At 62.7% G+C, this 23,443-nt stretch carries 8 protein-coding genes; 5 read left to right on the forward strand and 3 right to left on the reverse strand.

What is annotated here, in order from left to right; translation table 11 throughout:
* Nucleotides 1-78: 78 nt before the first annotated feature.
* From pvdM to QRN46_RS11490, 5 genes are all read left to right on the forward strand, one after another.
* A complete protein-coding gene (gene pvdM / locus QRN46_RS11470) occupies nt 79-1,449 on the forward strand; it encodes a pyoverdine-tailoring dipeptidase-like protein PvdM (RefSeq protein ID WP_285354699.1) in 1,371 nt (456 codons plus the stop codon).
* Nucleotides 1,446-2,741: a pyoverdine-tailoring periplasmic protein PvdN gene (gene pvdN / locus QRN46_RS11475; RefSeq protein ID WP_285354700.1), complete on the forward strand. Its 1,296-nt coding sequence runs from the start codon at nt 1,446-1,448 to the stop codon at nt 2,739-2,741. Before pvdM ends, pvdN begins: the two co-directional genes overlap by 4 nt.
* A 39-nt stretch (nt 2,742-2,780) precedes the next feature.
* Nucleotides 2,781-3,689, forward strand: coding sequence for a dihydropyoverdine dehydrogenase (gene pvdO / locus QRN46_RS11480; RefSeq protein ID WP_041475190.1), 909 nt, complete (start codon nt 2,781-2,783; stop codon nt 3,687-3,689).
* An 87-nt stretch (nt 3,690-3,776) separates the two neighbouring features.
* Nucleotides 3,777-5,435, forward strand: coding sequence for a cyclic peptide export ABC transporter (locus QRN46_RS11485; RefSeq protein ID WP_011333314.1), 1,659 nt, complete (start codon nt 3,777-3,779; stop codon nt 5,433-5,435).
* A gap of 36 nt (nt 5,436-5,471) precedes the next feature.
* Nucleotides 5,472-9,623, forward strand: coding sequence for a non-ribosomal peptide synthetase (locus QRN46_RS11490; RefSeq protein ID WP_285354701.1), 4,152 nt, complete (start codon nt 5,472-5,474; stop codon nt 9,621-9,623).
* Nucleotides 9,624-9,776: 153 nt separating this feature from the next.
* Here the strand turns inward: QRN46_RS11490 and QRN46_RS11495 are convergent, their stop codons facing one another.
* The 3 genes from QRN46_RS11495 to QRN46_RS11505 form a co-directional block, all read right to left on the reverse strand.
* Nucleotides 9,777-12,257 (reverse strand): TonB-dependent siderophore receptor, encoded by a 2,481-nt coding sequence (locus QRN46_RS11495; protein WP_011333312.1) that lies wholly within the window; start codon nt 12,255-12,257, stop codon nt 9,777-9,779.
* A gap of 346 nt (nt 12,258-12,603) precedes the next feature.
* Entirely contained in the window at nt 12,604-15,816 is a 3,213-nt protein-coding gene (locus tag QRN46_RS11500) for a non-ribosomal peptide synthetase (RefSeq protein ID WP_285354703.1), read from the reverse strand.
* A partial coding sequence (locus tag QRN46_RS11505) for a non-ribosomal peptide synthetase (protein ID WP_285354705.1) occupies nt 15,813-23,443 on the reverse strand: 7,631 nt, incomplete at its 5' end. The genes QRN46_RS11505 and QRN46_RS11500, both read right to left, overlap by 4 nt.

The following is a 23,443-nucleotide window of genomic DNA, read 5'->3' on the forward strand; positions in this document are numbered from 1 at the left end:
GTTGCCAATCACTCGTTCTTTCCAGATAGCAATGGCCCCTGCGCCAGCACCTCGACGGCGAACCTGACTGAGATGGCAATGACAAAACCACGTTCGAAAAAGGCTCTTTTCATTGGCCTGCCACTGGCCCTGGCGATCAGTGCCGCAGCAGGCTTCGCAGCCTGGGATTACTGGCTCAACGACAATCTCGGCTATCCGGTCAAGGTGATGGACCAGGCCCGCGAGATGCACCAGCACCTGCTGTCCTTCGACAGCCACATCACCGTCCTTCAGGACTTCGGCACCCACGGCAATGAAGCCGACAAGGACGGCCCCGGTCAGTTCGACCTGATAAAAGCCAATCGCGGGCAACTGTCCGGTGCAGCACTGACGATTTTCGGCTGGCCGGAACTGTGGAACGGCGCCAATGCGCCGCACAAGCCTACGGCGGGTTTCGTTGCAGAGGCGCGCAACCAGCAGGAGATCCGCTACAAGATCATCTCCGGGATGGTCCGCGACTTCCCCAATCAGGTCGGGATTGCCTACACGCCCGAAGATTTCCGGCGCCTGCACGGTGAAGGCAAGTTCGCGATCTTCATCAGCATGCTCAACGCCTACCCGCTGGGCCACGACCTGAACCTGCTGGACCTGTGGACGGCGCGCGGCATGCGTATGTTCGGTTTCAGCTACATCGGCAACAACGATTGGGCCGACTCGTCACGGCCGCTGCCGTTCTTCAATGATTCGCCGGATGCACTCGACGGCCTCTCCGACCTCGGCAAACAAGCGGTCAAGCGTCTCAACGATTTGGGCGTGATCATCGATGTGTCGCAGATGTCGACCAAAGCCCTGGAGCAAGTCGCGCAACTGAGCCGCACGCCGATGGTGGCCTCGCACTCGGCGCCACGGGCGATGGTCGACATCCCCCGCAACCTCAGCGACAAAGAACTGCAACTGATCAAGAACAGCGGCGGCGTGGTGCAGGTGGTGGGCTTCTCGCAGTACCTGCGCCCGCTGACCCAGACCACCCAGGACAAGCTCAACGAACTGCGCAAAAGCTTTGACCTGCCGCCACTGCCCAACCTCGCCGTGGCACTGATGCCGGGCGACCCGATCATCGCCGCATGGCCCGAGGCCAAGTTCGGCCAGTACGCCAGCCGCCTCTACGCGATCCTCGACGAAGAACCCAAAGCCACGCTCAAGGACTACGGCGACGCCATCGATTACACCGTGCGCAAGATCGGTATCGACCACGTCGGCATCAGCTCCGACTTCAACGAAGGCGGCGGCGTCAAAGGCTGGGAGAACGTCGGCGACATCCCCAACGTCACCGCCGAACTGATTTCGCGCGGCTACTCCGAAGCCGACATCGCCAAGCTCTGGGGCGGCAACTTCCTGCGGGTCTGGGATCAGGTGCAGAAAGCCGCCCGACCTGCGCTGATTTCACAGCAGGACAAGATCAAGCCATGAGTGATCGTCGTACGTTTCTCAAGCAGGCGGGGATTCTCGCCGCCGGCCTGCCGCTGGCCTCGGGCATCGCCCACGTCGCCAGCACCGACAACACCACGAATGTTGCGCCAGCGGCGCCGGCACAGGACAAGTGGACGCAATTACGCACACTGTTCGAGCAGGATCCCGACTGCCTGCACTTCTCCAACTTCCTGATTACCTCGCACCCCAGACCGGTGCGTGACGCCATCGCCCTGCACCGCGCCGCCCTCGACAAGAACCCGGGGCTGGCGATGGACTGGGACCTGGGCGTGATCGAGCAACGCGAGGAAGAGGTACGGGTCTGGGCCGGGCGTTATCTGCAAGCCGACGCCAGACAGATCGCCCTGACCGGCAGCACCACCGAGGGCCTGGCGATGATTTACGGCGGCGCCCATGTGCGTGCCGATCAGGAAATCCTCACCACTCAACACGAACACTACGCCACCCACACCATCCTCGCGCTGCGCACACAGCGTGAAGGCACCAAGGTGCGCAAGATCCGTCTGTTCAAGGATCCGCACACGGCGACCAAGGCCGAAATCCTGGCGGCGATCGACAGCAACATCCGCCCGGAAACCCGTGTATTGGGCATGTGCTGGGTGCATTCGGGCAGCGGCGTGAAACTGCCGATCGGCGAAATCGGCGCGCTGGTCGACAAGCACAACAAGGGCCGTTCGGACGACAACCGGATCATTTATCTGGTGGACGGCGTGCACGGTTTCGGCGTCGATGACCTGAGTTTCCCGGCCATGAACTGCGACTTCTTTATCGCCGGCACCCACAAATGGATGTTCGGCCCACGCGGCACCGGCATCGTCTGCAGCCGTTTCGACCAGGTCAGGTACGTCACGCCGATCATTCCGACCTTCTCCGAAGCCACCGCGTTTTCCACCACCATGACCCCCGGCGGCTATCACGCCTTCGAGCACCGCTGGGCCTTGAACGAAGCGTTCAAATTGCACCTGCAACTGGGCAAGGCCGACGTCCAGGCGCGTATTCACGGCTTGAACAGCTATCTGAAAAAGCGCCTGCAGGAACATCCGCAGATCGAACTGGTGACGCCGCTGAGCCCCGAACTCTCCGCCGGTTTCACCTTCTTCCGGGTCAAGGGCAAGGACTGCGACAAGATCGCCGCCTACCTGATGCAGAACAAGGTGATCGCCGATGCCGTCGACCGCGACGTCGGCCCGGTCATTCGCAGCGCGCCGGGCCTGTTGAACACCGAACAAGAAATCGACCGTTTCATGACCGTGCTCGTCAGCCAGATCTGAGCACCGTGAACGCCTTTAAACCTGTTATCGAGAGAAATGATGAACAGTGAGCTACGTAGTTTTTCCATCAAGTCGCTCCCCGCGCTGACCCTGGCCGCCCTGCTCGCCAGCCTGTTGCCGGGACTGGCGCAGGCGGCTGAACCGCTGCAGCCGGGCAAGGTGTTCAAAGACTGCAAGGACTGCCCGGAAATGGTCGTGCTGCCCACCGGCACGTTCACCATGGGCACCCCGGAAGACGAAGTCGGCCGCGAACCGGACGAAGGCCCGATGCACCCGGTGACGTTCGCCAAACCGCTGGCCATCAGCCGCTTCCAGGTCCTTCGGGGCCAATGGGACGCCTATCTCAAGGACACCGGTTATCAGATGCCCGACGGCGATGATCGCGAGGGCCGCGCGTGCAAGGCCGGGATTCCGGATTACGCGGGCAGCGATCCGCGCAAGCAGTACACCGACAAGCATCCGGCCGTGTGCATGGACTTCGCCGAAGTCAACGCGTACGTGGCGTGGCTCTCGAAAAAGACCGGCAAGCAATACCGTCTGGTCAGTGAGTCCCTGCGCGAATACGCCGCGCGTGCCGGCAGCGCCGGGCCCTTCCCGTTCCCGTTCGATGAGGGCAAGGAATACAGCATCGCCAAACACGCCAACACCTACGGCGCCGCCGATGGCTACAACTTTACCGCGCCGGCCGGCAGCTTTCCGGCCAACGCCTTCGGCGTCTATGACATGCACGGCAACGTCTACGAATGGACCGCTGACTGCTACAACGAAAACTACGCCGGTGCCCCGAGTGACGGCAGCGCGTGGCTGACCGGCGACTGCAGCATCCGGCGCATCCGCGGCAATGACTGGGGCGAGGCGCCGGTGTTCTCGCGCTCCGGCAACCGCAACGCGGTCTACCCCAAAGTGCGGGGCGACTGGCTGGGCTTTCGTGTAGCCCGCGACCTCTGATCCACCCCGGCGTCGACCATCGGGTCGACGCCTTCCCGGTTTTTCTCGAATCATCGCCCCCAGCGGCCTTCAAAAGCGGAATCCACCATGACCACAAAATCCCGTGGCGCCATCAGCGAAGTTCTCAGCCTGCTCAAGCCCTATTGGCTGGTGGTCCTGATTTCGATCATGCTCGGCATGGTCGGCGGCCTCAGCGTCACGGCGTTGCTGGCGACCATCAATGACGCCCTGAACGCCAACGGGAGCCCGTCACTGGGTGTGCTCGCCAGTTTCGCCGGGCTCTGTGCACTGGCGCTGCTGAGTTCGATCCTGTCCGACATCGGCACCAACCATGTCGGCCAGCACATCATTGCCGGACTGCGAAAATCGCTCGGTGAAAAAGTCCTGCTGGCGCCGATCGAGCAGATCGAACGCTTCCGCAGCCATCGCCTGATCCCGGTGCTGACCCATGACGTCGACACCGTCAGCGACTTCGCGTTTTCCTTCGCGCCACTGGCCATCGCCTTCACCGTCACCCTCGGTTGCCTGGGTTACCTGGCCTACCTCTCGGTGCCGATGTTCGCGCTGTTGCTGGTGGCGATCATCATCGGCACCGTCGTGCAGTACATCGCCCGAGCCAAAGGCATCAAAGGCTTTGAAGCCGCCCGTGAAGCCGAAGACGAACTGCAAAAGCACTACAGCGCCATCGCGGCCGGCGCCAAGGAACTGCGCATCCATCGCCCGCGCCGTCAGCGCATGTTCAGCCAGCGCATCGAAGGCACCGCCGATTACATCTGCAACACCCACATCCGTTCGATCAACACCTTCGTGGTCGCCAAGACGTTTGGCTCGATGCTGTTCTTCGTGGTGATCGGCCTGGCACTCGCCCTGCAATCCTTCTGGCTGGGCACCGACAAAGCGGTGCTCAGCGGTTTCGTGCTGGTGCTGCTGTACATGAAAGGCCCGCTGGAATACCTGGTGACCACCCTGCCAGTGGTCAGTCGCGCCAACATCGCCTTCAAGCGCATTGCCGATCTGGCGGAGCAGTTCTCCTCCCCGGAACCCCATCTGCTGTTGAGCGACACCGCCAGCGTCAAACCGGTGGTCGAGCATCTGGAACTGCGTGATGTTCACTATGCATTTGCAGCCGTGGGCGACAACAAACCGTTCACGCTCGGCCCGGTCAATCTGTCGATCCGTCAGGGCGAGATTGTGTTCATCGTCGGCGAGAACGGCGGCGGAAAAACCACCCTGATCAAATTGCTGTTGGGGCTGTATGCGCCAAAGGGTGGGGAAATCCTGCTCAACGGCGCACCCGTGGTGGCTGAGAACCGTGACGATTACCGTCAGTTGTTCACCACGATTTTTGCCGACTACTACCTGTTCGACGAACTGGTGCAAGGCGATCAACAAGTGCCCGAGGACGCCAACCGCTACCTCGAACGCCTGGAGATTTCGCACAAGGTCAGCATTCGCGATGGCGCGTTCAGCACCACCGACCTGTCCACCGGCCAGCGCAAGCGTCTGGCTCTGCTCAATGCCTGGCTGGAGGAACGTCCGGTGCTGGTGTTCGACGAATGGGCGGCCGATCAGGACCCGGTGTTCCGGCGGATTTTCTACACCGAGCTGCTGCCGGAACTCAAATACCTGGGCAAGACCATCATCGTGATCTCCCACGACGACCGTTATTTCGACGTCGCCGACCAACTGGTACGCATGCAAGGCGGCCAGGTCATCAGCGAAAAAGCCCCGGCAGCCGTCTGCTGAACCGGGCCCGCCCCTGTCGAGTGTTAAGAGAAAGCCATGAACGAACTTCTTGATGATGACCTGCTGGCGCTGCTGTTGGCCGATGCCGACGCCGTCGAGCCAGACCCGGTCGCCACCCGCCGCGCGCGCCTGGATCGGGCGCCGCTGTCGTACGCCCAGCAACGCCTGTGGCTGGTGCAGCAACAGGCACCGACGAATACCGCCTACAACTTGCCGCGCGCCCTGCGCCTGGACGGTGACCTCGATCCGCAGGCGCTGGAAACCGCGCTCAACGCGGTGATCGACCGCCACGACATCTTGCGCAGTGCCTTTCGCGAAATCGACGGTGTGCCGACCCAGGTGGTCGAGCGCCAGACACGCCTGAACCTCAAGCGCCAGGACCTGTCCTCACTGGATGAGGACACCCGTCGCCTGCACCTCGAACAACGCCTGCAAACCCAGGCCCTGCAACCGTTCGACCTGAGCCGCGCGCCGCTGATCCGCACCACCCTGGTCAAGACCGCCGAGCGTGAACATGTGCTGCTGCTGAACATGCACCACATCGTGTCTGACGCCTGGTCCAACGCGATCCTCATGCAGGATCTGGCGCGCGCCTATGCTCAGGCCAGCGCCGGCCTCGCCCCGGTGCTGAGCGAGTTGCCGATCCAGTACAGCGACTACGCGCAGTGGCAACGCAGCGAATACCTCGACGGCGTCGCCTGCAAGCGCGCCGACCATTACTGGCGTCAGTATCTGGGTCGCGAACTGCCGGTGCTTGAACTGCCCGTCGATCATGCCCGCGCCGAAGGCCAGCAACACTTGGCCGGGCGTCATTCTCTGAGCCTTGAGCCCACAGCGCTGCAAGCCCTCAACCGCTTCTGCCAGAACGAAGGCCTGACCCCGTTCGTGCTGGCGATGGGCGCGTGGCAATTGCTGCTGGGCCGTTACAGTCAGCAACGCGAATTCACCGTCGGCGTGCCCAACGCCAGCCGCAACCGCAGCGACAGCCAGGAACTGGTGGGCTTTTTTGTCAGCAGTCAGGTGTACAAGGCGACGCTCGACGGCCAGCAACCGGTGCGGGACTTCCTGCACGCCTTGCGCGCGCATTCACTGGCGACCCTGGAACACGCCGATTACCCTCTTGAGCTGTTGTTCGATCAACTGCAACGCGGCAGTGCCACCTCGCTCAATCCGCTGTTCCAGGTGCTGTTCAACTGGCGCACGGGCGGCGGCGAGCCGGCGGCCGTGGAATGGGCCGGGCTGAACCTGCAATTTCTCGATGCCGGCGAAAGCCAGGCCAAGTTCGACCTGTCGCTGGACGTCGACTTCAATCCGCAGAACCTGCAAGCCACCTTCGAATACAGCCGCGACCTCTACACCTCCGACACCATCGAGCGCATGGCCCGGCACTGGCAACAACTGCTGCTGCAACTGATCGCCAGCCCCGATTTACGCCTGGACGAGTTGCAGTTGCTTGAAGCCGAAGAGCATCGGCAGACCCTCGCCGAATGGAACCCGCAGCAGACCCGAATCGCCCCGTCGCTATGCCTGCATCAGTTGATCGAAGCGCAGGTCGCGCGCGATGGTGCCGCCATCGCCCTGACCTTCGGCGCACAACAGGTCAGCTACGCCGAGCTCAACCGCCAGGCCAACCGTCTGGCCCACCGCTTGATCGCCAACGGTGTCGGCCCGGATGTGCTGGTGGGCATCGCCGCCGAGCGCTCGCCGCAAATGCTGATCGGCCTGCTGGCGATTCTCAAGGCCGGCGGCGCCTATGTGCCACTGGACCCGGCCTACCCGGCAGATCGCCTGGCCTACATGATCGAGGACAGCCGCATCGACTGGGTGCTGACCCAGTCCCACCTGCGTGAACAATTGCCATTGCCGGCCCACGTGCGCTGCGTGCTGCTCGACGACGCCACGAGCCTGATCGACGCCGCCGAGCACAACCCCGACGTCGCCGTTCAGCCGGACAATCTGGCGTACGTGATCTACACCTCCGGCTCGACCGGCAAACCCAAGGGCGCCCTGCTGGCGCATCACAACGTGGTACGCCTGTTCGAAGCCACCAGCGGTTGGTTCGGCTTCGATCAGAACGATGTCTGGAGCCTGTTCCATTCCTATGCCTTCGACTTCTCGGTCTGGGAGATCTTTGGTGCGTTGCTGTACGGTGGACGCCTGGTGATCGTGCCGCACGCCGTCAGTCGTTCTCCGCAAGACGTCTACACGCTGCTCTGCGAAGAAAAGGTCAGCGTGCTGAACCAGACGCCGTCGGCGTTCAAGCAACTGATGAAAGTCGCCTGTGAAGCCGACCAGCCGTTGACCCAGCACCTGCGCTACGTGATTTTCGGCGGTGAGGCGATCGAGGTGAAAAGCCTGCGCCCCTGGTTCGAACGCTTCGGCGATCAGACCCCGCAACTGATCAACATGTACGGCATCACCGAAACCACCGTCCACGTCACCTACCGGCCGCTGTCACTGGCTGACCTGAACGCCGAGTCCGCCAGCCCTATCGGCGTGCCGATTGCCGACCTGTCCTGGTATCTGCTGGATGAAGGCCTCAACCCGGTCGCCAAAGGCTGCACCGGTGAGCTGTACATCGGTCGCGCCGGGCTGGCCCGGGGTTACCTGAACCGCACCGACCTGACCGCCACGCGCTTCATCCCCGACCCCTTCGACAGTGTTGCGGGTGGGCGTCTGTACCGTACCGGCGACCTGGCGAAATACTGCAACGACGGCAGCATCGAATACGTCGGACGGATCGACCATCAAGTAAAAATCCGCGGCTTCCGCATCGAACTGGGCGAGATCGAAGCGCGTCTGCTCGATCAGCCGCAGGTGCAGGATTGCGCGGTGCTGACCCACGACGGCCCGAGCGGTCTGCAATTGGTGGCCTACGTCATCGCAGCGGATTCGACGGAACTGCGCGACACCCTGATCGCTGCTCTGCGGGCGCAATTGCCCGATTACATGGTGCCTGCACACTTGCTGTTCCTTGAGCGCTTCCCCTTGAACGCCAACGGCAAACTCGACCGCAAAGCCCTGCCGGAACCGGATGCCAGCCTCTGGCAACGAACCTACGTGGCGCCGGGCAATCCGCTGGAAGAAGCGCTGGCCGGTCTTTGGCAGCAATCGTTGAACATTGAGCGCGTCGGGATCACCGACAACTTCTTCGAGTTGGGCGGCCATTCGATTCTCGCGATCCAGTTGATCGCCCAGCTCAAGGCACAGCTCGATATCGAAGTACGTCTGCAAGAGTTGCTGGCTCACCCGACCATCGCCGAACTGTCCGCTTTCGTCGCTCGCCAGCATTTCGCAACCGCGCAGTGTGTGGTCGAACTCAACAACGCACCGGCCGACGCACCGGCACTGTTCTGCCTGCACCCCAGCGGTGGCATCGTGTTCTGCTATCAGCCGCTGGCCAAACGCCTGAACAACCGGGCGAAAGTCTACGGCGTGATGCATCGCGGCTTCGCGCAGCAACACAACGACGCGCAAACCTGGTCGGAGATGATCGCCGACTACAGCCGTGAAATCGTCAACACCCAGCCGCAGGGGCCTTATCACCTGATGGGCTGGTCGTTGGGTGGCCCGCTGGCCATGGACGTGGCCGCTACGCTGGAGTCTCAGGGTCACGAAGTGGCGTTTCTGGGGCTGGTCGACGGCACCGTGCCGGCGTCGGCCTTCCCTGCCGACCTGCCACGCTTCCAGCGAACGGACGACGAAGCGCTCGGCGTCACCTCCGAAGAAGTGCTCGATGCCGTGCACTACTTCAATCTGTTGTTCCCGACCCTGGCACCGCGCACCGCTGCCTACCTGCAAACGTCGCCGCACGGCAGCGTCAAGGACTTCTATGACTGGGCGGCCGGTCAGGTCGAACCGGGCCAAGGCGACTTGCTGGCCGTTGTGCAGAACATCAAGAGTGAAGTCATGAACGCCCAGGCGTTCTCGGTGCACGAACGTCTAGTGGAAGCCTTTGACGCCTTTACCTTCAAGCCACTGCGAGTCAAACCGAGTTGCTGGTGGGCGGTGCCGGAAAAAACCGCAGAAGAACTGGCCTTCAGCCAGGCGCTGATTCAGCGCTACAGCCAATCGGGCGAACTGAACTGCTCGATACTGTCACCTCTGGAACACCGCAGCATGATCTTCCAGGATGAACTGCTTGAACCCCTGATCGATACGTTCCTGAGCAACAGTCGAGTGCGCTGAGCCTCTGTGCAGGACCTGAAAAACCCCGTCAATCATTGATTGACGGGTTTTTTCTTTGGCCGCTTTTTCGTTCATCCGTCGCTGGAGCCTTTCTTCCGGGCAATAAAAAACCCGGCCTGCAATGGCAGGCCGGGTTCGGGTGTTAGCGGTGGATCAGAACTGCGGTTTGTACGTCACGCTGAACATCACGTTACGCGGGTCGCCGTAGTAGCTGTTGCTGTTGATCTGGGCGAAGGCCGGAATGATGTAGCGCTTGTCGAACATGTTGTTCAGGTTGACCGCCAGATTGACCTCATCGGTGGCCTGGTAGGCAACACGCGAACCCCAGATGGCAAAGCCCGGCAGATCGAAGCTGCGGTCGAAGCTGACCGTGCTGCTCTGGGCATTCACGCCGGCACCGACGCTGACCTTGTTGAAGTCGCCCGGCAGGGTGTAGTCACCCCAGAGACGGAACATGTGCATCGGCGTACCGGTGGCGAAGCGCTTGCCCTTGAGGTCGGAGTCTTCAAGGAACTTGGTGGTGTTGTAGGTATAGCCGCTGGAGATCTGCATGCCATCGAACAGTTCACCGGCGATTTCCGCCTCCAGACCCTGGCTGCGAACCTTGCCCGACGCCGTCGAGCAGTACCAGCCGTTGCAGGCCTCAGGCCCTTCGATGTCGGTGGTCAGGTCAGACACGGCGCGGTTTTTCTGGATGTAGCGGAACAACGCCAGGGAGGTGTTGAAGCGGCCATCCATCAACTCGCCCTTGATCCCCAGCTCGTAGTTGGTGCCTTCGATCGGCTTGAGCGCAGTCTTCTCTTTGGTCAACTGGGTTTGCGGAATGAACACTTCGGCAACGCTGCCGTAGGCCGACCACTGTTCGTTGAGCGCATACACCATGCCGACGTAAGGCGTCACACGGCCGGTGCTCTTGATCGAGTTCTTCTCGCCGCCTTCCTGCAATTCGCGGGCGAAGTAGTTGTCCTGGTCGAAGGAGAAGTCATACCAGCTGGTACGCGCCCCGAGGATCAGGGTCAGCGGATCGGTCAGGTTGATCTTGTAACTGCCGTAAAGGCCCTTCTGGCGAACATCGTAGGTGCTCACGGCCAGGTTGGCGGCGTCGGCGATCATGTCGAACGACTTCTGCGGACGATTGTGATCGATGTCGAAGATGTCTACGCCGGGGGTGAACTGGCGAGCGTATTTGTCATCGCTGGTGAACTTGGAATAGTTGGCGCCCACGGTCAGGCCTTGCTTGAAGCCGAAGCCTTCAAACTGGCCGTCGAGGTAGATATCGAACGCACGGTTCTTGTTGGCAAAATCGGTCGCGTAGTCGGAGAAACGCGGACCGGTACTGCCACCCACCGGCACCACGCCGGCGATGAACTGGTAGGTCGCCTCGTTCGACTCGTTCATGGCGATGGCCGAGGCCTTGATTTTCCAGCTGTCGTTGAAGTGGTGTTCAAGGTCGGCGTACACCGCAGTCTGGTCGTTCATCGAACGGTTCCAGGTTGCACCGGTATAGGTCGAGCGCGGCAGATTGATGTTGCTCGCGTCGGCGTAACGCGGCAGGCCCAGCAGGTATGGACGGCCGTGGCTCTTCTTGTTGCTGAAACCGATACCGAGCACGGTGTCTTCATCCAGGTCGAAGTCCAGGGCGCCGTACACGGTCTGTTCCCAATTCCAGGCGTAATCGGTGAACGAATGGTCTTTTTCATAGTTGACCACTGCGCGACCACGGATGGTGCCGGCATCGTTCAGCGGGCCACCTACGTCAGCCTGGGAGCCATAACGGTCCCAGCTGCCCGCCTTGGCAGAAAGGGTCACGGTCGGTTCGGCCTGGCCGCGCTTGCGCACCATGTTGATCGCGCCGCCCGGACTGTTCGCGCCTTGCAGCAGGCCGGCCGCGCCACGGATCACTTCCATGCGGTCGTAGATCGCCATGTTTTCAGTGATGTAGCTGCCCAGCGCATACACGTTGCGCGGGATCGGCACGCCGTCGTACTGGATCGCTTCGATGTCGAAACCACGGGAGTAAATGAAAATGCCCGGGCCCGGCGACTTCAGCGCGGTCAGGCCGGTGGTGGCTTCGACTGCCTGGGTCAGATTGCTGATGTTCTGGTCATCCATGCGCTTGCGGGTCAGGACGCTGACCGACTGCGGGATGTCCTTGAGTTTCTGCTGGCCCTTGCCGATGGTCACGGCACCGGTGGTGTAGGAATGGGTGCCTTCGGTGGTGGTGCCCAGCGCGCTGGCGTTGATCGTGGTTGCACCCAGCTCCAGCCCCTTGGCGCTGCCACTGCGCACCAGCATCAGGGTGTTGCCTTCCACGGTGAAGCGCACGTCGGTGCCGCGCAGGAGCTGGCCGATGGCCGACTCCGGTGTCATGTTGCCTTTGACTGCAAAACTCTTGAGGCCCGCCAGATCATCGGCGCTGTAGATGACCTGCATGTTGCTTTGCTCGCCAAACGCCTGCAGCGCCTGTGGCAGGGACTGTGCCGCGATATTGAAGGCTTTGTCCTCGGCCAGAACCTGAGCGCTGAGCGGCAGCAGGCACGCCATGCCCATTCCCGACAGCACAGAGCGCGAGCGCAACGTTCGGGACATCACCAGGGCCTTGAGCAGGGGTTTCAATTCGTGAATTGCGGACATTGTGCTCTCTATTATTGGTCGAAGTGGAAAAGCCTGCGGGGCGCCGAGCGCCCCTCGAAATGCACACCTGCGCTGCGGGATCGTTCAATCATGTGAATCGATCGACTGGCCCCTCCCCGGGCAACAGTCGCCCGCGCAGAGACGCGGGCCGGTCACGGGTTGCGTAAGAAATCCGTTTGTTGCCGCGTGAAAACCTGACTGAAAAGGCCCTTTTTCGAGTCGATTCACGCGCTTACGTTAGTAAGACGGAGCAGACCGGAAAAACCGGAATGCGTTTGTTTATCATTTGTGAAATAAATTAAAAAAAACCGTCGCACTGAGGCGACGGTTTTTCCTGGCCGGACGGTTAAACGTCCTGGGCCACCTTGGCGGCTTGCAGCTGCCGGGCCTTTTCGGTCAGCAGGGCTTTTTCCTCGGGGCTCATGGACTCGAGACGCACCCGCGCCTGAGCCAGTTTGTCCAGCTGCCCCGGACTTGCTTCCTGACCGCGCAACGCTTGCGCAAGCCCGGCCACGGTCGGATGGTCGAAGACCACGCCCGGGTGGATTTCGCACTGCAGCAGCTTGCGAATCCCCGCGACCAGTTTGATCACCAGCAACGAGTGGCCACCGGCAGCGAAAAAGTCGCGATCGATACTCAGGCGATCCTGCCCGAGCAACTGCGCCATGCGTCCGGCCAGCAACGTTTCGAGGGCGTCACGCGGCGCGACGTAATCGTCGTCGACGCCTTGATCGGCCAATTGCTGCAAAGCCTTGCGGTCGATCTTGCCGTTGGCCAGCCTCGGCAGGCGTTCGATGAAGCGAATCTGCTGCGGCACCATCACCGCCGGCAGTTGCTGCGCCAGTTGCTCGCGCAGACTGTCCGCGGCCAGCGATTCACGGGCCACGACAAACGCCTGCAAGCCTTGCTCAGGACTGTCCCCGGCAACCACCGCCGCTTCCTGCACGGACGGCTGGCGCAGCAATTGCGCCTCGACTTCCGTCAACTCGATACGGAAACCGCGCACCTTGATCTGATGATCGCGCCGCCCGTGCAAGACAATCGCCCCCTCAGGCAGGTAGCGCGCAAGATCGCCGGTGCGATACAGGCGTTCGCCGCTGATGAACGGGCTGTCGATCAACAGTCCCGCCTCGGCGTCGACATTGACGTACCCGCGAAACAGCTGCGCACCGCCAACATACATCTCGCCAACGACACCGACCGGCGCCAATTGCTGCTGCGCGTCGAGCACGTACACCTGATTGTTGTCGAGCACCTGGCTCAGCCATCCGGCGCCCTGCCCCGGCGCAACCTTGTGCACCATCACGCCGACCGTGGTTTCGGTCGGGCCGTAATGGTTGAACACCTGGCAATCGCTGCGCACCTGCGCGATTCGCTGAATCAGCGGTGCGGCAATCGCCTCCCCGCCCAGCACCAGGGTTCGCGGCAAATGCGGGGTTTCACTGTCGAGCAGTGCGGCCAGATGCGACGGCACGATTTTCAGGCAGTCGATGGCATGCGCCTGCACATAGCCGGCGAAGGCCTGCGCGTCCTGCATCTGTGCATCGCTGGCCACATGCAGCGCTGCACCGTTGAACAGCGCGCCGAACAACGTGGTGTTGCCCAGATCCGCCGCCACCGTGGAGGTCAGACCGAAGTGCCGGTGACCGTCCAGCCCCAGTGCCGAGCTGACACTCGCGGTGTAGTTGAGCAAATGGCGGTGCTCGATCGACACGCCTTTCGGCGTGCCGGTAGAACCCGAAGTGAACAGCACGTACGCAAGATCGCTGCCCTGCGTTTCATGGGCCGGAGCCGGCGCAGCGTCCGTTGCCAACAATTGATCGATGGAACGCACCGGCAGCGCACTGTCCTGCCATTCAGCGACCTGCGTGGCGTCGGTCAGCAACAGACCGGCACGCGCTTGTTCGAGCATCAGTTGCTGACGGGCCACCGGCCATTGGCGATCCAGCGGCAGATACGCCGCGCCGACTCGCCAGATCGCGAGCATCGCCACCACCAGCGCTGCCGAACGCGGCAAGGCCAGCGCGACGATCGAATCACGGCCCACACCCTCGGCATGCAACCCCGCCGCCAGCCGCTCGACTTGGGCCTGCAACTGCGCGTAGTTCAGGCGGCCGGTCTCATCGGTCAGTGCCAGCGCTTCTGGCGTGGACTGTGCCCACTCGGCAATGCGTTGCGGCAGCATAGGTGTTTCAACCCAAGCGCGGGCAGACGGATTGATCGACAGCAAGCGCTGACGCTCGGCGTCGGTCAGCAGGCTGATCGCTCTCAACGGCACGTTTGCGTCGGCCGCGAGCTGGTCCAGCAGCGTGACATATTGATCCAGCAGCACCTGCATGGACGCCGCGCTGTAGCGCTGCGCGGCATATTCAAGCGCAACCGCGCTGGCCACGTTCTCGGCATTCAATTGCACTTGCAGCAGCAACTCGAACACCCTACCGCGCCCGGTCTCCACCGACTGCGCTGTGTAACGGGTCGCGCCGATCACTACCGGCTGCGCCTGACGATGCAACGCAAAACCATAGTCCGGACGTGCAGCCGCCGGTTGCAGCTCAGGGGTCCAGTATTCCTGCCAGAGACGATGTTCTTCCAGGCGCGCGGCGACTGTCGGCAGCCATTGTGCGAATGACTGATCGGCCTCCACGGGCAGATTCAGCGGCAGGGTTTTCTCGAACACGCCGATCGCACCGGAGAAATACTCATAGTCTTCACGACCATCGTGGCGCCAGCCCATCAGCACTTCGTCGCGACCGCTCAAACGCGCCAGCAACAGCCACCAGGCACTTTGCATCAACACCGTCACCGGTTGTGCAACGGTCTGCGCCAGGTGCTCAAGCCCCGCGATCAATGCCGCGTCGAGTGGCTTTTGAAGGGTCGCCGAATCCGCGCCCGATACCGTGGACACGCGCGCCGCCAGCCAAGGCGTCGACAGGCTCGCATCGAGGCCATTGAGCTGTGCCTGCCAATACGCCCGGGCGGTCGCGGCATCCTCGTCGAGGATCACTTCGCTGCGCCATTCCAGGTACTGACCGAACTCACCCGACTCTTCGTCTTCAGGCCATTCACGCTGTTCATACGCGCGCAGCAAGTGCTGATAGAGCAGCGTCAGCGCGTTGCCATCCAGGCTGTGACGAGCCGCGCCCAGCAGGAGCGCCCAACGTTGTTCCGGCAATGCGTACAACACCGCTTGCGCACCGGCAGATTCGCCGTGAACAAAGGCGCGCTGCGCCCACTCGGTCAATTGCGCCTGAATGTCGGCTTCGCGGGCCGGTGCGTTTTGCACGGTCAGCGGGAAGCACCCGGCGGCGACGCTGAACTGGCGCAGGCCATGAAAACCCGGAGCCTTGGCCAACCGGGCCAACAGCATCGGTTGCTGCGCCAGCACCTGGTCGAAAGCCGCTTGCAGGCGCGCCACGTCGAGCTCGCCGGCAATATCGATGCGCAAGAAACGTGCAGCGTCGGCCCAGCATGCAGCGCCCGGCAGCTGCTCACAGAGCATCTGTTGCTCGGGGGTCAACGCTTGCCCCACGTCCTGTTGTTCCATCACCACCTCGTTCATGCCTCTGTTCCTTCGGTTGCGCGGACCGGCTCGCCACGGGCGCCTTGCAGGTCGCTGTGGTCGAACATGTCGCCCATGGCCACGACAATCTTGCGCGGCCCTTCGAACGGATCGCGGGCATGCGCCACCAGCATGTTGTCGAGCAGAATGGCGTCGCCCTTCTGCCAGTCGAACCGTACGGCGCATGCCTCGTAGAGTTCGCCGATGCGCTGCATCACCTCGTCCTCGATCGGCGTGCCATCCCCGTAGTAAACGTGGCGCGGCATCCGCTCCAGACCGAACATCGACAGCAGGTCTTCACGCACATCCGGCTCCAGCCAGTAGATGTGGTGCAGTTGCACCTGGTTGAAGAACGATTTCGCACCGGTCACCGGGTGACGAATGATCGCCGGGCCGGGGGTACGGGTTTGCAGTTCGTCGTTGTCCAGCCAACGCCATTCGATACCGCCGGCCCGGCAACGGGCCTCGACTTCGGCACGGTCTTCGGTCTTGAAGAAGTGCTGCCACGACACGTCCAGTTTGTCGGTGAAGGTGCGCACATACAGCAGACCCTTTTCCTCGAACTTGTCGCGCAGGTCCGCCGGCAGTTTTTCGTACATCAAGCGGCAATCCACCACCGGCGTCGCGCCGCCAATCGGTGCCGCCACTTCGCAATAGAACATCTGCTTGCGCGGCCAGCGGTCCTGATGGGAGCTCTCGTTGTGGAACAGAATCATTTTGCGTTCCGGGTACGGCGTGGAGCGGTAGGTGTTCTTGCCGCCTTCTTTCTTCGGCAGGTCGCCGTACTGGCCGTACAGACCGGGCTGGATCGCTTCGGCGAAGGCTTCAAAGCCCTGAATGCCGTCGAGTTCGAAACCGCGGAACAGGATGCCGGCGTGGGTGGCCAGCTTCGTCTCGATCAGCGGCCGGTTGTTCTTGATCCACTCGATCAGGTCCAGTTGCGGGTCGTTCGGTTCCACCAGCAGCGGGAACGGTTGTGGCGCTGCCATCAACGATTCACGCACCGGCGCCGGGCGTGCCTTGGCCACCGGGGCAGCGCCGCGCTTGAGGAATTTGCCCAGTTTGTCGGCCTTGGGTCCGGGGGCAGACGGCCGGGTGGCCGCTGCTGAATTGTCGACTGGCATGCTGATAGCTCCCAATTGAATGTCCTGATCAGCGACGATCTGTTCCAACAGGGCTATCCAGGCCTTGACCAGGTACTGAATGCGCTCATGTCCGAACAAGCTTGTGGCGAATTGCCAATTACCCAGCAATTGCCCTTCTTCTTCGTCAACGAACAATGCCATGTCGAATTTAGAATGGGTCTCCAGCGACGGCAGCGCTTCGACGTCCAAACCGCCCATGGCCTGGGTGCGGCCCGGCAGGTTGTTCATCACGAACAGCACCTGCACCAGCGGATTCATACCCTTGTGACGCGGCACACCCGATGCATCGACGATCATGTCGAACGGCAGGTCCTGGTGCTCCAGCGCTTGCAGCAGCGTGTCCTGGGTCTGCGCCAGGAAGCCGCTGAACGAGGCCTGACTCACAAACCGCGAACGCAGCGGCAGCACGTTGACGAAGAAACCGATCAAGCGCTCCAGCTCCGCCCGCTCACGCCCGGCCACGTCGGCACCGACCAACACGTCCGCGCCTTCGCTGACGCGGTGCAGCAATACCTGGAACGACGCCAGCAACGTGCTGTACAGCGTCACACCGGCCCGTGAGGCCAGCGCCCGGACGTCACGAGTCAGCCGAGCGCCGAGGGCGAATTGCACCGCGTCGCCAGCGTAGGACGGCGTTGCACCGCGCGGGTTGTCCAGCGGCAGGCTGAGCTGGCCGTTGTAGCCCGCCAGTTGTTCTTTCCAGAACCTCGCCTGCTGCCCGAGCACGCCTTGTTGTTCCAGCGCCTGTTGCCACAGGGCAAAGTCCGAATACTGCACGGCGAGTGCCGGCAAGGCATGCGGTTGGCCGGCGCTGGCGCGGTCGTAGATTTCCACCAGCTCGTTGATCAACACCCCCATCGACCAACCGTCGGAAATGATGTGGTGCATCGAATACAGCAACACATGTTCGTTCGGGCTCAGGTGCAGGATGCGTCCGCGCAACAGCGGCGCCTGCTCCATGTCGATCGGCGTGTTGGCGTTGTCGAGGACGGCTTGCGCCACCTGTTCTTCCTGATCGCTGCGCGACAGGCCGGACAGATCGATCAGCGGGAAATCCAGCTCGACCTCATCGACGATCACGGCAATCGGATCACCCTCATCGTCCTGCACATAAGCGGTACGCAGCACCTCATGACGACGCACCACTTCGGCGAAACTCGTCAGCAGGCGCTGCACCGACAAGTCACCGCGCAAGCGCAACGCCATCGGCATGCCATAGGCAGACGTGCCGCCGGAGAGCTGCTCGGCAATCCACAAGCGGCGCTGCACCAGCGACAGCGGCGCGCTGCTCTTGGCGCCGTGCGCCTTGAGCTCGACCTGACGTGAATCGAACGCCGCCAGCTCGGCCCCGACGTTGGCCTGCATGACCGCCGCCAGATCCTTGAGCACCGGCGCGCCGAACAGATCGCGCAGGCTCAGCGTCAGACCGGTGACTTTGCGCAACCGGGAGACGGCCTGGGTCGCCAGCAACGAATGACCGCCGGCCTCGAAGAAGTGCGCGTTGCGCCCGATCTGCTCACGCTCCAGCACGTCCTGCCAGACCTGCGCGATCTGCTGCTCCAGCGAGCCCTGTGGCGCGACGAACTCTTCGCTCGACACCTGAGTGTCGGGCAGTGGCAAGGCCTTGCGATCCACCTTGCCGCTCGGACCGATCGGCATTTGCGCCAACAGCAACACGTGGCTTGGCTGCATGTAGTCCGGCAGGCTGTTTTTCAGCCCGTCGCGCAATACTTGCAACCACGCGGCATTGGCGTTGCCAGCCAATGCCTCATCGTGCGGCACGACGTAAGCCACCAGCTGCTGTCCACCCGCCCCCGGCTGCGCCAGCACCAATGCTTGACGCACACCGTCCTGACGCAACAGGCAAGTCTCGATCTCGCCCAGTTCGATGCGGAAACCGCGCACCTTGACCTGATGATCGAGACGCCCGACGTATTCGATCAAACCGTCAGCGTTGACCCGCGCCAGATCGCCAGTGCGATACAGCCGCCCGCCCAGCGTGCTGAACGGATCAGGCAGGAAGCGATCGGCCGTCAGGTCAGGACGCTGGAAATAACCCCGCGCCAACAGTTCGCCACCGACCAGCAACTCGCCCACCACACCTTGCGGCACCGGCTGCCCGGCGCTGTCGAGGATATGAATCGTGCGCCCGGCCAGACCATGACCGATCGGCAACGCTGCCGGCAACGGCTGGCTGTCCTGCACGTAGTCAACGCAGTCGAGCACGGTGCTGGTGACTGTCGCCTCGGTCGGGCCATAGGCGTTGATCAGTTGCACCTGCTCAAGCCCTGCACGCCGATACGCCGCGATGGCTTGCGGCGGCATGGCTTCACCGCCCACCACCATCTGGCGCAGACGACCGTAGTCGCGCGGGCCATGATCGGCGAAGTCCTGCACCACCACGTTCCAGTACGCCGTTGTCAGGTCGGCGATGCTGATGTCCCGGGCAAGAATTTGCTGATACAGGGTTTCGCTGTCCCACACCTCGTTGCCGCGCAGCACCACCGCCGCGCCACAGATCAGCGCCGGGTAGACCTGCTCGACAAAACTGTCGAAGTTGAACGTCGCAAACTGCAACACCCGATCACGGGCCGACAGGCCCTTGTAGGCCTCGGACACACGGGTGTGCCGCGCCAGCGCCTGGTGGCTGATGCCCACGCCTTTCGGGCGCCCGGTCGAGCCGGACGTGAACATCACGTAAGCCAGGCTCTGCCCGTGCACGACGGCTGACGGGTTGCTGTCGAGCGACGGCCATGCATCGCCGTCCACGGTCAGCGTGCGCACACCGGCCACCACAGGCAGTCGCTCCAGCAGGTGCTGCTGGCTGAGCATCAGGCGCAGGCCGCTGTCTTCGATCATCGCCAGCAGCCGGTCGGCCGGGTAGCCGGGGTCCAGCGGCACGTAAGCACCGCCTGCCTTGAGCACGGCCAACAGGCTGATGATCATGTCCATCGAACGATCAACCGCAATCCCCACCAGCACATCGCTGCCGACGTTGTGTTGCAACAAGCCGTGGGCCACGCGGTTGGCGGCCGCATTGAGTTCGGTGTAAGTCAGTTGTCGGTCTTCGAATATCAGGGCGATGGCATCCGGGGTTTGTGCCACTTGCTGTTCGAACCACTGATGCACGCAATGCTCGCTGGCCGGTGCGTCGATGGCGGCGAGCATCGGCCCGGTCGCCAGGGCCAGTTCGCCCAGACAGGTCGACGCCGGTGCCTGCACCATCTGCTGCAACAGGTGATCGAGCTGGCTCGCCAGTTGCTCGACCGAACGCCCGTCGAATTGCTCACGGTCGAAACTCAGGTGCAGCGACAGCTGTGCGTCGAGGCTGACCGCGAGGGTCAGCGGGTAGTTGGTCTGTTCGTGATTGGCTACTTCGCCAAAGCGCAGATCCTGCGGCGCACCTTGTTGCAGCGCTTCGGACACCGGGTAGTTTTCGAACACCAGGATGTTGTCGAACAGCGCTTCACCGCCCTGCCCGGCCCAGCGCTGAATCTCGAACAGCGGCGTGTGTTCCTGCTCGCGCAGTGCCAGGTTCTGCGCCTGCACCTGTTGCAGCCAGGCACTCAGCGTTTGTTCGGCACGCGGACTGGCGATCACCGGCAAGGTGTTGATGAACAGGCCGATCTGCTGCTCGACGCCGGCCAGTTGCGCCGGACGCCCGGACACGGTCGCACCGAAGCTGACGGTGTCGAGCCCGGTGAAGCGTTGCAACAGCAGCAACCAGGCGCTTTGCACCAGCGTGTTGAGGGTGACTTTGTGGCCACGGGCAAACTCGTTGAGCTGGCGCGTGCGCACCTCGTCCAGCACATGGAAACGCTCGCCATGGCCCTTGACCGGCTGCACCGCGGCAAACGCGCGCGCCAGTCGGGTCGGCTCTTGCAGGTCGGCCAGTTGCGCGTTCCAGAACGCCTCGCTGACCTGCGCGTCCTGTCGGGCCAGCCACTGAATGTAATCGCGATATCGGCCTGCACCGCCGGCCGGTGGCTGACCGCTGTAGCGTTGCAGCACTTCGCCGAGCAACTGCGAATTGCTCCAGCCATCCATCAAAATGTGATGGCTGGTGTAGATCAGCCGGCAGCTATCGGCCGCGGTACGCACCACCACCAGACGCAACAACGGCGCGGTACCCAGCTCGAAACCTTGCTGCTGTTCGGCCAGCGCCAGGGCGGCGATGGCTTGCGGCAGGTCTGCGCGGTCACGCCAGTCGAGCACGCTGAACGGCACGGTCAGGTGCTTGTGGATGACTTGCACCGGACGCTGGAATTCACCGTCCCAGACAAAACTGCTGCGCAGCACATCGTGGGCATCCAGCGCGTCCTGCCACGCCGTACGGAAGCGTTCGATGTCCAGGCCTTGAACGTCGACGCACATCTGATTGATGTAATCGCCGGCCTGTTGCTCGTACAGGGTGTGGAACAACATGCCCTGCTGCATCGGCGACAGTGGATAAATGTCTTCGATCTGTTGCGGCGCCAGCGCCAGCGAATCGAGCTGCACCTGAGTCAGGTGCGCCAGCGGGAAGTCCGACGGTGTAACGCCGTGGCTGTCGCGCTGGCAGCAATGCTCCAGCAATGCATTCAGTTCCAGCGCGTAGGCATCGGCCAGCGCCTGAATGGTCGCGGTGTCGAACATCTGCGAACTGAACGTCCAGCCGACACTCAACTGACCGCCATACACCTGACCGTTGAGGGTCAGCCAGTTACCCAGCGCCGCCAACGGGCTCTGCTCGGCACCGGCCGGTTCGTTGGCCGGGCTGAACAATGCACCGCCATCGTCAGCGAAACCGGCGTCGAACTGCCCCAGATAGTTGAAGGTGATGCGCGGCATCGGCAGCGCTTGCAGGGTCTGACGCGCCGCGTCGTCGCCCAGATAACGCAGCGCACCGAAACCGATGCCTTTGGCCGGAATCGCGCGCAGTTGCTCCTTGACTGCCTTGATCGACCCGGCGAGGTCGGCAGTCGGGGTCAACCGGACCGGGAACAGGCTGGTGAACCAGCCCACGGTGCGGCTCAGATCCAGTTCATCGAACAGGTCTTCACGGCCGTGGCCTTCGAGCTGAATCAGGGTCGATTCGCTGGCGGTCCAGCGGGAAATGACCCGTGCCAGCGCAGTCAGCAACAGGTCGTTGACCTGGGTGCGATAGGCCGCCGGCGCCTGTTGCAGCAGTTGGCGGGTCTGCTCCTTGTCGAGACGGGTTTCGACGCTCGCGGCGTAGCGGGTTTGCAGTGCACCGTCAGCGTGATCCAGCGGCAGTTCAACCTTCGCGCCTTGCAGCTGCGCCTGCCAGAACCCCAGCTCCGCTTGCAGTGCCGGGCTGGCGGCGTAGGTTTGCAGACGTTGCGCCCAGGCTTTCGCAGCGCTGGTCTTGGCCGGCAACTTGAGTGCCTGACCGGCCTGCAACTGCTGATACGCCTGTTGCAGATCTTCCAGCAGGATGCGCCACGACACCCCGTCGACCGCCAGGTGATGGATCACCAGCAGCAAGCGCTGGCTGCCGTCGGCCAGGGTCGCCAACACTGCCCGCAGCAATGGGCCGTTTTCCAGGTCGAGGCTGCGTTGCGCCTGTTCGCCCAGCTGTTCCAGCGCGGCATCATCCGCCACCGCGTGTTGCCAGAGCAGTGGTTCGCTGCCCGGAGCACGGTGAGTTGCAGACCACTGGCCGTCACGCTGGCTGAACACCAATCGCAAGGCATCGTGCTGCACCAGCAGCGCCTGCAACGCATGTTCGACGTGGGCGGCATCCAGCGTTTCGCGCGGCTTGAGCAACACCGACTGGTTCCAGTGATGCGGCTCGGCCATGGCGCTGTCGAAGAACAATTGCTGGAACGGCAGCAACGGACTGTCGCCCGTCACCGGGCCCTGATCGATGCTCGGACCGGCCACACCGACCTTGGCCACCGCTGCCAGACTCTGCACGTTCTGGTGCAGGAACAGATCCTTGGGACTGAAATGAATGCCGGCTTGCCGGGCGCGGCTGACCACCTGAATCGAGATGATCGAATCCCCGCCCAGCTCGAAGAAGTTGTCGTGAATGCCCACCTGCTCCAGGCCCAGCACGTTCTGCCAGATCGCCACCAACGCTTGCTCGATCTCACTGGTCGGTGCGCTGTAGGCTTTCTGGCTGACGCTCGGATCGGCCTTTGGCAGGGCTTTGCGCTCGAGTTTGCCGTTCGGGCTGACTGGCATCTTCGCCAGCAACAGCCAGTGTTGCGGGATCATGTACTCCGGCAGGCTCTGGCTCAGGTGCTCCTTGAGACGGCGCTGGAAGGCCTGACGGCGATCATCGTCCGCCTCCAGCAGCAATTCGTCGTTCGGCACCACATAGCCCACCAGCAACGAACCGTCCTGAGCGATGACCACGGTCTCGCGTACGTCATCGTGTTCGGCCAGGCGCGCTTCGATTTCGCCCAGTTCGATACGCAGACCACGGATCTTTACCTGATGGTCCATGCGCCCGGCGTACTCGATCACGCCGTCGG

Source organism: Pseudomonas sp. lyk4-R2A-10 (genome assembly GCF_030209075.1).
Taxonomy (GTDB): Bacteria; Pseudomonadota; Gammaproteobacteria; order Pseudomonadales; family Pseudomonadaceae; genus Aquipseudomonas; species Aquipseudomonas glycinae.

Coding starts and splice junctions, on each gene's coding strand:
- pvdM (WP_285354699.1), top strand. CDS start 79: ATGACAAAACCACGTTCGAAAAAGGCTCTTTTCATTGGCCTGCCACTG.
- pvdN (WP_285354700.1), top strand. CDS start 1,446: ATGAGTGATCGTCGTACGTTTCTCAAGCAGGCGGGGATTCTCGCCGCC.
- pvdO (WP_041475190.1), top strand. CDS start 2,781: ATGAACAGTGAGCTACGTAGTTTTTCCATCAAGTCGCTCCCCGCGCTG.
- QRN46_RS11485 (WP_011333314.1), top strand. CDS start 3,777: ATGACCACAAAATCCCGTGGCGCCATCAGCGAAGTTCTCAGCCTGCTC.
- QRN46_RS11490 (WP_285354701.1), top strand. CDS start 5,472: ATGAACGAACTTCTTGATGATGACCTGCTGGCGCTGCTGTTGGCCGAT.
- QRN46_RS11495 (WP_011333312.1), bottom strand. CDS start 12,257: ATGTCCGCAATTCACGAATTGAAACCCCTGCTCAAGGCCCTGGTGATG.
- QRN46_RS11500 (WP_285354703.1), bottom strand. CDS start 15,816: ATGAACGAGGTGGTGATGGAACAACAGGACGTGGGGCAAGCGTTGACC.